Origin of the sequence: Pseudomonas morbosilactucae (assembly GCF_023241665.1) — a bacterium.
Taxonomy (GTDB): domain Bacteria; phylum Pseudomonadota; class Gammaproteobacteria; order Pseudomonadales; family Pseudomonadaceae; genus Aquipseudomonas; species Aquipseudomonas morbosilactucae.
Genome location: NZ_JALQCX010000051.1, coordinates 204,075 through 216,524 on the forward strand (window position 1 = coordinate 204,075; position 12,450 = coordinate 216,524).

10 protein-coding genes and 1 pseudogene are annotated in these 12,450 nt (G+C 57.3%); 4 read left to right on the forward strand and 7 right to left on the reverse strand.

Going from position 1 to position 12,450, the window contains the following annotated elements; translation table 11 throughout:
- Positions 1-148 precede the first annotated feature (148 nt).
- Complete coding sequence (locus tag M1B35_RS25200) at positions 149-868, forward strand: TorF family putative porin (RefSeq protein WP_123329930.1); 720 nt, start codon at positions 149-151, stop codon at positions 866-868.
- Between the two features lie 65 nt (positions 869-933).
- The gene (locus M1B35_RS25205; RefSeq protein ID WP_268263401.1) at positions 934-1,803 is read left to right on the forward strand and encodes a DUF6279 family lipoprotein; all 870 of its coding nucleotides are present in this window, start codon (positions 934-936) and stop codon (positions 1,801-1,803) included.
- Positions 1,804-1,810: 7 nt separating this feature from the next.
- Here M1B35_RS25205 and M1B35_RS25210 read toward each other — a convergent pair whose 3' ends face one another.
- Positions 1,811-2,203, reverse strand: coding sequence for a transcriptional regulator (locus tag M1B35_RS25210; RefSeq protein ID WP_268263402.1), 393 nt, complete (start codon positions 2,201-2,203; stop codon positions 1,811-1,813).
- 207 nt (positions 2,204-2,410) lie between these two features.
- Between M1B35_RS25210 and M1B35_RS25215 the strand changes: the two genes are divergently transcribed.
- Positions 2,411-3,358 (forward strand): AraC family transcriptional regulator, encoded by a 948-nt coding sequence (locus M1B35_RS25215; RefSeq protein ID WP_341870163.1) that lies wholly within the window; start codon positions 2,411-2,413, stop codon positions 3,356-3,358.
- An 83-nt stretch (positions 3,359-3,441) separates the two neighbouring features.
- On the opposite strand, the gene M1B35_RS25220 is transcribed toward M1B35_RS25215, so the two are convergent.
- From M1B35_RS25220 to M1B35_RS25235, 4 genes are all read right to left on the reverse strand, one after another.
- The gene (locus tag M1B35_RS25220; RefSeq protein ID WP_268263404.1) at positions 3,442-4,902 is read right to left on the reverse strand and encodes a coiled-coil domain-containing protein; all 1,461 of its coding nucleotides are present in this window, start codon (positions 4,900-4,902) and stop codon (positions 3,442-3,444) included.
- The gene (locus tag M1B35_RS25225) at positions 4,902-6,329 is read right to left on the reverse strand and encodes a DUF6384 family protein (protein WP_268263405.1); all 1,428 of its coding nucleotides are present in this window, start codon (positions 6,327-6,329) and stop codon (positions 4,902-4,904) included. Before M1B35_RS25225 ends, M1B35_RS25220 begins: the two co-directional genes overlap by 1 nt.
- 1 nt (position 6,330) lies before the next feature.
- Complete coding sequence (locus M1B35_RS25230) at positions 6,331-7,461, reverse strand: merozoite surface protein 3b (protein WP_123334282.1); 1,131 nt, start codon at positions 7,459-7,461, stop codon at positions 6,331-6,333.
- A gap of 470 nt (positions 7,462-7,931) precedes the next feature.
- Positions 7,932-8,183, reverse strand: coding sequence for a DUF7660 family protein (locus M1B35_RS25235; protein ID WP_268263406.1), 252 nt, complete (start codon positions 8,181-8,183; stop codon positions 7,932-7,934).
- Between the two features lie 456 nt (positions 8,184-8,639).
- On the opposite strand from M1B35_RS25235, the gene M1B35_RS32410 reads away from it, so the two are divergent.
- Entirely contained in the window at positions 8,640-8,726 is an 87-nt protein-coding gene (locus tag M1B35_RS32410; protein ID WP_425273448.1) for a SymE family type I addiction module toxin, read from the forward strand.
- Positions 8,727-8,757: 31 nt separating this feature from the next.
- Here the strand turns inward: M1B35_RS32410 and M1B35_RS25240 are convergent, their stop codons facing one another.
- Together M1B35_RS25240 and M1B35_RS25245 are read right to left on the reverse strand one after the other, a co-directional pair.
- The gene (locus M1B35_RS25240; protein WP_268263407.1) at positions 8,758-9,075 is read right to left on the reverse strand and encodes a hypothetical protein; all 318 of its coding nucleotides are present in this window, start codon (positions 9,073-9,075) and stop codon (positions 8,758-8,760) included.
- Positions 9,076-9,080: 5 nt separating this feature from the next.
- A pseudogene (locus M1B35_RS25245) lies at positions 9,081-12,443 on the reverse strand (DUF637 domain-containing protein); the annotation flags it as partial.
- Between the last annotated feature and the right edge of the window lie 7 nt (positions 12,444-12,450).

The following is a 12,450-nucleotide window of genomic DNA, read 5'->3' on the forward strand; positions in this document are numbered from 1 at the left end:
CCCTCCCTCAGCAACACCTTCAGAACCTCTGCAAAAATCGACGAACGGCCCTCATCGGACAGCGTTCATCGGTATGCTTGCACACGTCTAAATCGCGCCTTTCAGTAGGTTCTACCGTTCCTGCTCCTCGCTGTTCATGGAGTGCAGCATGCTCAAACCCTCTCTTTTGCTGGCCAGCACCTTGCTGGCCTGCCCAGCTGTCGATGCGCAGGTGTTCCAGCGCGAGATGGGCGACTTCGACCTCAAGCTCGGCACTACGCCGAGCCGCAGCATGGCCCAGGGCCTAGTCAAGCCGTCCAGCAGCGGCTCTTTCCACGGCGGCCTGGACTTGGCCCACGACAGCGGCTGGTACGTCGGCCAATGGGCGCCGAGTATGGGCATCAGCCCCGCCAGCCACTTGGAAGTGGACTCGTACGTGGGTTTCAAGCAGCCCTTCGACCAGACACTGGGCTATGAACTGGGGATGATCCATTACAGCTACCCGCAACTGGAAACCCTCGACAGCCGCGAGTTCTTCGGTGGCCTGACCCTGCTGGGCAGCCGCTTCGGGGCAGCCTTCAGCAACGACCCCGACCAGCGCAACAGCACGCTGTTCGCCGACTTGAGCGGCAACCAGCCCTTCGGCATCGGCATCAGCCTCAAGTACAGCACCCACCAGTTGAATAGCCCGGTGTCGATCGCCGACGGAGGCTACGTCAGCAGCTTCAACGACTGGTCGGTGAAACTCTCGCGGCCCTGGCTGGGCATCGACCTGAACCTGATTTACAGCGACTCCAACCTCAGCGGCGGCGACTGCTCGGCCTACTCCGGACACAACGCCGAGTGCGATGGGCTGTTGACCTTCAAGGCCGAACGGGCCTTTTATTGATCGGCTGAACTGCCGCAGGCCTTTGCGGTTCAGATGCATGAACCCGCATTCGCAAGGATTCGCCCATGTCGCGCCGGTTACCGCAACTCGCCCTGCTCCTGATCTTCAGCCTGGTCCTGGTGGCCTGCAGCCGCGTGGGCCTGGCCTATCGTAATCTCGACGTCATCATTCCCTGGACGCTCAATGATTACCTGGACATGAACAGCGAGCAAAAAGGCTGGTTCAACGAGCGCCTCAAAGACCACCTGAGCTGGCATTGCAGCACCCAGTTGCCGGGCTACCTGGATTGGCTCGATCGCCTGCAACAGATGGTGGAAAGCAATCAGGTCAGCGACGCCGCCCTGCAAATCCGCACCCAGGAAGCCAAGCAAGCCATCGCCGAGACCGCGCGGCAAATCACCCCTTCAGCCGTTGAGCTGCTGCAAGGCCTCGACGACCAGCAGGTCAAGGAGATGAACGCGGCCTTTGCCAAGGACCAGCAGGAGCGCCGGGAGCAATACCTGAAACCCACCCTGGAGCAACAAATCAGCCAACGCAGCCAGCGCATGAGCAAACGCCTGAACACCTGGCTCGGCCCTTTGAACCCGGCCCAGCAACAGCGTGTCGACGCTTGGTCGGCAGCCCTGGGCGATCAGAACCAACAATGGACTGCCAACCGCGCTCACTGGCAGGCGCAGTTCAGCGCCGCCGTGGAGCAACGGCACAGTACCGACTTCCCGCAACGCATCGAACAACTGCTGGTCAACCGCGAAAGCTTATGGACCCCAAGTTACCGTCAGGCCTACGCCAGTACCGAGCAGGCGGCCCGCAGCCTGCTGGTGGACCTGATGGCCGAAAGCACGCCGCAACAACGTCAGCGTCTGCTGAAGAAAATCGACGGCGTGCGCAGCGACTTCCAGGCGCTCAAATGCCTGCAGGCCAGCCATCAAGACTGAATTCCCGTCAGGCGATCTGCGCTTTAGACGCCACCTCATCAAAGGTCTCCGGCGCCAGGGCGTCGGCTTGCTCATCCAGCACCTGACGCGGGTGATCATTGCCAGGGATGCTGCTGTCGATCAGGCACAACAGGCTTGATCCCCGAGGCGTGAGGATAAAGTTCTCGCCATTGCCACCTTCGTCTTCAGGCCGCGACTCGATAAAACCGCGGTCCAGCAACAGTTTTTCGTATTCCGTGGCTGTCACCTTCAGCTCGTCCAGATTGCCGGGGGTCTCACCTTCAGCGGCCAGCGCCGCCGCATGCTGCTCGGCATAGGGACGCGGGGTGAAACTGTGGCCAGCGCCGTTCTGCACCTCATGCAACAGGCGCTCGATCAAATCCCAGTTGTATGTGCTCATCCTGATCAACCTCCCAACCAACGAATGAAATGCCTTTCATCGATTGTGACTGGCGGGAAGGGCCAGCCGTTCAGGAATTAACCCAACCGCCCGTCCCTTGATCGACAAACGCCGGGGTCGGCAGCTGCTCAGTGGATGGCCTTTAAAAACGCCCTCGCCGCCCCTACAAAAACAGCTACGACCGACACGGCCAGCTAAGCTGCATTTATGAGCCCCGCCGACCACAGTCTCCACGAATACACGCGCCGCATGAATCGCGTCCTGGAGTACATCGACCAGCACCTGCACCAGCCGATCGAGCTGGCCGACCTGGCGCAGGTGGCGCATTTCTCAGCGCTGCATTTCCATCGCCTGTTCAGCGCCTGGGTGGGCGAAACCCTGGGCCAGTATCTGCGTCGACGCCGCCTGGCCTGTGCCGCTTATCAACTGGCCAGCCACCCGGAAGCGAGCATGCTTGAAGTCGCACGCGAGGTTGGCTTCAGTTCCGGCGAAGCCTTGTCCCACGCCTTCAAGCAGCAGTTCTCCGTAAGCCCGACCACCTGGCGCAGCACCGAGCCCAAGCGCTGGCACCGACGCGAGAGTGATGTTCCCGAACGGCGCCTGCGGACCTTGAACAACCCTGGCCAGACGCACATCCCAGCGTTTGACGATCCCGATGCCTTCATTCACCTGAAGCACTCAAGCCTGCACATCGTGCTCACACAACTGCCGCCCGCCCGCGTCGCCTGCCTGCGCCACATCGGCCCCTATGGTCCGGAGCTCGGCCAGTTCTGGCGCGAAACAGTGGCGCCCTGGATCCAGGAAAACCAGCTATCAGGCCGAGTGCGCTACGGCATTGGCCACGATGATCCCGATATCACCCCAGCGCACCGGCAGCGTTACGACGCCTGTGTGGAAGTGGATGCCACCTTCAAGACCAACGGTGCAGGCAGCCTCCTCCACCTTCCAGGCGGCCTGTATGCGGTGGCGCAATTCAACGGCAAGGGCCACGAACTCGGCGACACTTGGATAGAGTTGTGCCGCGACTGGATGCCCAAGAGTGGCCTGCAGTTCGACACCCGCCCGGCGTTCGAGCGCTATCCGGCGGAGGCGTACTACGACGCCAGGACGGGGGCGTTGGCGTGTGAGATCTGTATTCCGGTGAAGGTGCTGTAGCGCCTTGGCCACAAACGGCCCTAACCGGAAACGACACGGGGGAGCCAATGCTCCCCCGTGTTTTTTCGCTTGAGTTCGCGGCCTTAAAGACTGTCGCTGGTGGAGAAACTGCCACCATCGCGGGAACGGGTGCTGCTCGAAGAGGTGCTGAAGCCCGAGCTACTCGAGGATGTGCTAGAGCCTGAGCCACTGGAGCCGGAGCTGCTCGATGAAGCGCTTGAGGATGAGCCGCTCGAAAAATCGCTGAAAGAGGAACGGCTGGACGTACGGCCAGCTCCTGAGTTACTCCACGAACTACTGGACTTGGAGGACCCGGAGTCAGCACTGCTACTCAAAATCGCGCCCATTAATGTGCTCGCTACCGTGTAGGACGTTTTCAGCAAACTAAGCGCTGCAGCCTTACCGTCACCGGTACTGGCTTGATCAGCTTCGTACTCGTCGTAGTCCTCCTCAGACTCGTAAGCTTCCTCCTCTTCCAGCAAGCGCTGTATCCGCTTGGCCTTTTTGTAATCCTTGCGAGCCTTCTTGCACTTAAGCTCTAGGCGCGGCATGCGAACCAGTAGTTCATCCAGCTCGGCACGCATCCCTCGAACTTGCAGCACCAGCGCATCATCCTCTGGCCCGCTGGTCTGCGCAGCCAGGCGCTCCAACTCCAGAATGCTCATCTCGTTCAACTGCTCAGCCAGCAACTGCGACGCACGAACCAGATGTGGATCACGCCTGAGGCTGAAGACCTCCAGTTCGTCGTAGACCTGCTTGGCCTGAGCCGTGGCCGCCTCCAACGCCTGCGCCCCCGTTGTCAGAGCCTGCTGAAGCTTCACAAAATCAAAAGCCGCGGAAAACCGACTATACAAGTTAGACACTTTGGCCCGCTGGGCCACCAGCTCACGTTCAGACTGACGGGCAGCCTCTTCGTTTGCCTCCTGAATGGCATATAGAGTCTGCTCGGCCCGCCAGTTTTCAGTGAAGTTGCAAAGCTTTGCGACCCACCGATCCAAGCTCTGCCAGGGAGTCCAACGCGGGTAGGCCTCGGTGCCGAACTTCCGTGCTTTAAGGTACAAATACAGCCGATCGACCTGAAAGCTCCGCAACTTGGTCTCGCACTCGTCACGCAACTCCCCATAGGATTCGGTCGTAGTTGCTTGCGCCGCCTCAGTGGCATGCAAGGCAACAACCTGCTGCTGATACTCGGGGTCTTCGGCCAACCGGCGATCGAGCTCCGCAGCCTGGGCCTGAACCTCTGCGGAGACCTCCAACAACATCTGTTGATGCTGCTCCACCTTGGCCTCGGCCTTGGCCAGACGTTCAGCCACCTCGGCCTCTTCCTGGTTGCGCTTTGCCAACAGGCGCGTGATCTCAAGCGACTGTTGCGAATCGCCCTTGAGTTGATAACGGGCTACCTGGGCCAGGGCATAACTGATTTCCTGCCGCAGGCGCAGCTCCTGACTGTGAGCCAGGGATAGCTCCTGCTGGAGCGCGCGCAGTTCACCCTCATGGTGCTGCAAGTCTTCACTCACAGGCGTCAGCGTATTGTTTGAGCTCATCACCACTCCAGAATGTAGTCAGGGTTGCCGGTAGTACGCCCTTTGACAAACTTCAAGCCCAGCGCATTAGCGTCTTTAGACCCCATGCTCCGATTGTCGACGTGACCATCTGCAAGCTTGTCCTTCTTGACCTCCTGATAGGTGGCCTCGCTGACCCTGACTCCAAATACTTTGGCGTAGCGTTTCTCTCCGGTTTCACGACTGGTAATCGGTACCTGCACCACATTACCGGCGGCATCCGTGGCCTCGGTCAGCAGGTACCAGCTCTTGCCCCCAGTTGGGTCGTAATTACGCTCGATCATGGACTTTTCACCGGCACGGCTCACCACATCCAACTTCAAGGGTGTCTTGGCGAAGGTCAGCAACTGATCAATATCCTTGAGGCTTCGGGTTGCGGCACTGGCATCTTGTGCATTGATCGCCCGGTCCACGCTGGTAAACAGAGGCTCGAACTGAGCAGCATCCGCCGGGTTCAACCCCATCTTGCCCACTGCTCCACGCGCGCTTTCAAGGGCGGCGAGGTAAGTCGGACTCAGGCTGTTCTGTTCGATCAAGCGCTCGAGTCGATCCACCGCCGCTAGCGCAGTCGCCACACCCACAGTATCGGCCTGATCCAATGCGGAGCGTGCCTTAGCAGCCTCAGTCAGCACTTCGGGAACAGCTTTACTGATCGGGGAATAGCTGGTTCGACCGACCAAGGCATTGAGTTTCTGGTTACCCAACAACACACGCGAGACATCGTCCAACTGAACTTGCAATGCGTCCATGGCGTTGGTTGCAGCATTCAGGCTGTTTCGGGCCGCAAATACCTTGTTGGAATCAGCAAGGCTGCGCTGGTCCTCCGGCACAGCCTTCTCTGGTAGCGAGATCAATGTCAACTTCTGGGCTTTCTCCAGCAGTTCCCTCGCCTTCTCGAGCATTCGATCCGCAGCCGGCACCCGAGCGCTCGTTGCTTGTTCATGCAATCTGCCCAATCGGTCCCTTTGCGTGTAAAGCTGCTGCGAGCGGCTGTCGAGCTGGCTCCGCATGCTGATCAAGTCAGCCTGTGTGTACCGTCGTTGCTCGACATGGGAGCTGATCACCTGACTCCAGGCATACAACGACCACAAGATAATCGGCGTCCAAATCAACGTCCCTTTCAGCCACTGTTTACGATCGATGTAAAGCCGGGCCAAACGCCGTTCCCACCAACGCAACGTGGGTACGTCATAGGTCAGGCGCGTAGCAAAGTAACTGCGTACCCCATGCTCCACCAGCGCATCCTCGACCTCGACCCCCTTGGCCTTGTAGAACTCACGAATGCGCTCGGCCACCGCCTTGCGGTGTTTGGGCAGGTCCAGGTGCTTCTGGATCTCGGTCTGGCCATGGCGCAGCTCATCGATCAGCGCCATAGCGCCCATCTGTTCGCTGAGAGAAACCCCGCTCACCTCACACCCCCTTCTGCAGGAGCGCAGTGAAACGGCGCTTGCTGTCCTCGGTGACCGACTCGATCTCGGCGGCGGCCGACGCCGACTCCTTGCGTAGCTCCTGGATCAGGCTCAGGCTGCTGGCCTGGAACTCCAGCACCGCATCGGCCAGGGCCTTCACCGAACTGGCCTTGAGGCTGGAACCGTAACCGGCCTTGAGTGCGGCATTGAGCTGATCGCCGCCGGCCCGCGCCTGCACTTCAAGGCTGGTATTGATCCCGTCGGTCATGGCGTTCAGGGTTTGAGTGGTTTCCGCCAAGCCACCGGACGAAGTGAAGCCCGCCGCCAGCCCGGTGAGCACAATCTCGTTCGTGGCGAAGAAACTCACCGCCCGTTGATACAGCCGCTCTTTCACCGCGTGGTACTGATTGAGCCGAGCGAACACCAGCTCCGCCGCGCCATAGGCGGCCTTCAACTGATCGGCGATGTCGGTGATGATCTGGAAGCGCTTATCTTCGTCCTGCAGATTGCGCAGGGCCACATCCCGCTCCAGCTCCAGCTTGGCCTGATCCGCCGCCAGCCCTGCTACTTCTAGAGCGGCACTGGCATCAGCCAGCGCCTTACGCCCAGCGTCCATCTGCGCCAGGGCGATTTTCTGTACTTCACTGGCATCGACTTCGGCCGACTTCATGGCCAGGCGGTAATCCTGATACGCCTCGAGAATCAGGGTTTCCAGCTGAATCTGCTCGTTGGCCGACTTGGCCACTGCCAGGTAATGCTCGCGGATGCTCTCGAAGCGATCCGGGATCGAACCACGACGCACGTTCAGCCACGCCAGCTGAATACGCTCAGAGAACTGCAACTTGCCGTCGGCCATCCACTCCATCATCTGCTCGGCGTCGGTACGGATCGAATCGAAGCTGGAGGCGATATCCGCATAGCGGGTGCTGATGTCCATACCCTGGAGCTTGTCCCGCACGGCGGCGTTGAACACCGTGGACTGCTGCAGGGTGGCGGCAATATTGGTCACACGGGTAGCGTCGTACACCGCCACCTTGTCCAGCAGCGCCAGGACCGGGGCGTCCTGTTGAGGAAAGCTGATACCGATGGAGCGCAAGGCCGACATGGAGCGTTCGAGGTAGTTCGTGAGCATGGGCATATTCCCGGGGTGGAGCCGCGAAGGCGCAGCTCCATCATCCATTGATAGGTGAATAGGCGAAGGGGGCTTCCACCCCCCACTTTAAAATCGGTCACAGCGTTGCCGGCATCCTCTACGTAAGGGCCGGGGTTAACCGAGGCCTCTCATCAAGCAAGGCCTGGTGCATCCCTGGCAGATAGCCAGCAACCTGGCGTGCGCGAGCATATCACCCGACTTGGACAGAGAGAATTCATCGCTGCTTGCCCCACTCTCAACGAGAGCCGAGTATCCCCAGCACCAATGTTCCATGGCTTCGATTACGTGGGCATTGGTTGTTGCAGGTAGGGTTTTAGATCAATCAGAAGATTAGAATCAAGCTAAGTAAGAATAAGCTGGTGATTACGGCAGAGTGAAGCATAGAAAGATCCCCGGCTAGCCGGGAACTTTAAGTTTAACTTCCAGATAAATCCTGAGCTTTAGATCAACTATTCATAAACTTTCGCCGCACACAATATTTTTGCAAAAGTCCTCCAACTAGGAATAGTAATGGTCTTATCACCAGAATTTTTTGCATACATATCTATTGCCCTAACCCAAGCTTCCATTGCACCCAAAAACCTCTCCAAATCAGAGTTCTCCCATTCATCAGGAGCATGTACTAACTCCTTTCTAAACGACTCGATAAAATCTGCAAACTCTTCTTTTGTCTGTATATTTTCCACTTGCTCAACGCTCATACGTTCCTCATTTACAAACGCCTCGAACACAGATAATTGAACCATTATTTTGCGTAGTCATTTTCCAACCCTCCTTAGCAACTTCTGCCGGTGTGGCGGGCACAACTTTAACTGAAACGCCCGCCTCAGATATTGCAAGCAACCGCCGATTATCCAGACTATAAACTCTCCCATCCTTCTCAAATACTCGGATAGATGGCAGATCATCTGGAGATATTTTTCCTGATTTCAAACCATCAATTTTTGCCTAGAGGGTTTTGCATATTTGAAAGTATTAGAAACACTATCTTGCGTGAACCGAATATTTTTAGGATTTGCTAAGCCAGTCCAGTAGCTGTCTAAAGCATGTTCATATTGCTCCGGCATCATGTCCTACGCCAGACGCGGCGCGGCCTCCGAATGCATTACACCCAGCCGATGCTCACCGTATAAAATGTCCCAGACTAGGCTACGGGGCTGTGGCTACGGCAGGCGGGGTTTGAGATGAACGAGAACCTTAAAATGCGGGTGATGAAGGGGTGTTTGGTGATTACGGCGGAGTGAAAATATCCCCCGGCAACGCCGGGGGATATTTCTAGTCAAACAATTCATGTCTGAGCAAATAAAAGTCTGTACTCAACAACAATTTAATCTCCTCAGAGCGCAGAGTCATGTCCACATAAAGCAAAATCGGATAGTTCGAGAACATTTGCTCAACAGACTCTCCATCAAAAGGGTCAATATTTCCTTTCAGCACAAAGCTTTCTGACTCCTTGCCGCCAAACTTATAATAGATCCCTCCCTGATATGAACTATCTCTCTGCTCAAAAGAAAAATTTAACTTTTCCTCGATTTTTGATTTTGCCTCCAAAATAGCCACACCCTTGAAACCATATAAATCATAAGCAGCCATTTCAATCACTTAGGTAAAATAAGACTTGGAGCTCGACTTATTGCTGAGGATGTCGAACCATAAATCATGAAGTTAACATCTCGACCGACTTGCTTAGTCAGTTGACTAGCCAGATCATTTAAACCTAACGCTTTTAGGTCTCTCATGCTTAGTGGACCAGTTCGTGCCCCGCCACTTCTTAACCCAACCCCCAGAGATTCTGCTTTTCGCAAAAGCTCCGGACTTGCCAGTGCAATATCAAAGTCACTAGTCCTCCCAACATCAAACGCCTGTCCAGTTCGGTAACTTTTACCTGTTACCGCGCTCCCCTGAAGAATGGGCTCAACATTTCCGTAACCAGCTTTCGACAGACCATCTCTGACACTGCCGCCGAAACTAGAAAACTCCTTTGCATTCGCAAACCCACTAGGCACAGTTCCTTTTGCAGCAACAACCCACTTCCCACCAATCCACTCAACTGCCTTGCCGCCAATAGCTGCGGTGATAGCTCCGGTCGCCGCGTCAAAGACTATGCCACCTAATCGATCAGGTGTCGAAAACAGCAGTTGATCACCAGCACGCTCTAGGCTTTGCCCGGGTATCGGGCTATTGAGCCAGTCAACGCCCTCTTTGCCTGCCAGCACAATATTGCCCGGAATATCCGTCAAATGAGTCAGCGTGTGGACGATGCTGTCGTAGAACTTGCCTGGCCAGCCTAAAGCTGCATCAGCAAAACCACCCCCCATCTCACTGGCAATATATGCCCACTCTTTAGCAGGCCCATATCCAGATAAGACAACCTGGTTTTTATCGATCCCAGTCCAGTAGCGGTCTAAAGCCTGTTCATACTGCTCCGGCGTCATACCCTCCTGATAAACCGCCAGTTGTACCTGCCGAAATTGTTCAGTCCGCTCAAAATTACGAGCTTGGTCCAAGCTATCCATAGCTTGAGTAATCCTGTTCTGACAGCCAGCAACGTCACCTCCGCGCAACCTACAGCCTTCTCGCGCTTCATCTGCCGCCTTTATCTCCTTATGTAATAGCCAGTTGTACTGCGTAGCGTTCTTCGCCACCCAGCCGCCTTTCTCTATAGATTGAGCATCTGCATCCCTCTGCACGGCGGCCGTAAGCACACCCACGATCTGCGAACTCATACTCAGCAGGGATTCGTCTTGCTTGACCAGCCTGTCCAACTGGACAACCACTGCCTCATTCACGCCCGCAGCCAAGGCACCGGTTTTGAAGTCACCGTCAGTCACTTGTGACAGCAGGCCACCAACCATCGCGTGGATTAATATTTTTGGCGGCATGCCGTCGCTTAGTACACCTTGTGTGTAGTCACCCACGGCATTGAAACTGGCGGCTGCCAAGGTGTTGAACAGCGCGTTTTTCAACGTGTCGTTGGCACTGCCCTCCCGCCCTAAGGCTTTGCTCAACAGTGTCGAGGTACCTCCCTGCAAGGTCTGGTTAGCCGCGAACTTGCCAACCCCCGTCCAAGTGTCTAATTGCAAGTCAACCTTGCCGGTCAAAACGTCGGTTTTACCTCCGACCCATTTATCGAAGTAACCGGTGGTCAAGCCGGCTGTAACACCGGAAATGACGTAACCTTGAATGGCATTGGAAGAAGTTACATCCTTAACTACCGCACCCAGATTTCCACCGTTGTTGATGAAACTCACAGTTGCATTCGTCGCAGCACCTGTCGCGATAGCTCCAGCACCCGACACCAACATTCCCGCCGTTCCCGAACTAATGGTCCCCGCAGCCACCGCGCCGCCTGTTGCGGTTCCCATCGCGCCCATTGCCGCCGGTCCAACGACCGCCGCCATCACAATCGCAATAATGATCTGCGAAGCCGGCCCCAGCCCGGAGTCGCTGTACTTGTAGGAGTCGTGGATCTCCTTCACCAACCGCCAGTCGACACCGCCGCGCTTCTCAGCCTCCTTAAGCCAGGCCAGTTGTGGGTCGGCGTTGACCATCGCATTAATGCTCTGGCTAACGGTTTGCTGGTTGACCTGCCTCACATCAATCTTCAGGCCATCTACGGCTTTGATCACGATGTTGCCAGCAGCCAGCATTTGGGTCTGGCGCAGGGTTTCGTGGGTATTGCCCTTGCCTTTGGAGGACACCCAGAAGGAATTGTTATTGGTCTTCTCGTGGTTCTCCTGGTGCAGGTCCTTCACCCCTTCAAAGGTGATAGCGCCGCCGCTGTCCAGGGTCAGGTCCTTGCCGCTCTCCAGCTTGGCAACCTGATACTTCTGGTCACCCTCGCTCTTGAGCGTCAGGTTGCCACCAGCACTGATTTCGCTGCCTATATGGGTGGTGCGGGTGACTTCGTCACGTTGGGTCTTTAGGCTTCCAAAGCCCCCCTTCTTCTTCATGTCATACAGCGAGTGCTCACTGTCCTGCTCCGCCAACAGGTTCAGTTCGCCACCGGCCACCAGATAGGCTTCATCCCCAGCCTTGACCTTGCTGGAAATCAGGGTCATGTCCTGGCCGGACTTGAGCGTCACGCCGCCGCCCGCCGTCACCGTGGTGGCTTGCTGGTGGACGCGATCCTCTTCGCTCTTGGTGGTGCCGGTCTTGCTGGCCCAGTGCTGTTCATTGGCTGCCGAGGCCAGGTTCATCAAGTCAGTGGCCGTCATCGAGACATCGCCCTTGGCATCGATCTGGCTGGCGACGGCGGTGACGTTGCCTCCGGCCTCAATGCTCAGGTCGCCGCCGCTCTCCAGGGTGGCGCCGTGCTGGGTTTTGCTCTGGTCGAGGTTGCCAATGCCGCGGTCGTTGCTGACCACTTGCTCGACGGCGTTGAGGCTGACGTTGCGACCGGCCTTGATGCGGGTGTCGCCAACGCTGTGCAGGACGCTGCCGTTGTTGTCGAAGTCCCGTTCGGCGTCGATGCTCAGGCTGTTGCCGGCTTCGATGCGGGCGGCGCTGTCGAGGAAGTCGCGGCGCTGCTCGCGGACGTAGTCTTCACTGTTGCTCTGGTGGGTGGTCAGGGTGCGGTCGTTGATCACGTCGCCCTGGGTGGTGGTCAGGCTCACGTCGCGCCCGGCGATGATGCCGCCGGCACGGTTAACCAGGTAGTTGCCGGCCAGCAGGTCCTGGCGATTGCCCGCCTCCACCAACCCACTATTGACCAGGCTCTCCCCCGCCACCGCCAACAGGTCATTGGCCGCGCGCAGGGTGCCGACGTTGGTCAGATCCTTGCCGGCAATCAGGCTGATATCGTTGCCCGCGATCAGGGAGCCGTTGGGCGCCAGGCGTTTGTTGGCGTGGGCCAGGTACAGCACCGGCACCAGCACCTGTTCGCCATTCACTTCATGGCTTTTCCAGCCAGACATGTCGTGGGTCAGCGCCGCGATCTGTTCGGCGGTCAGGGTCACGCCCCACCGA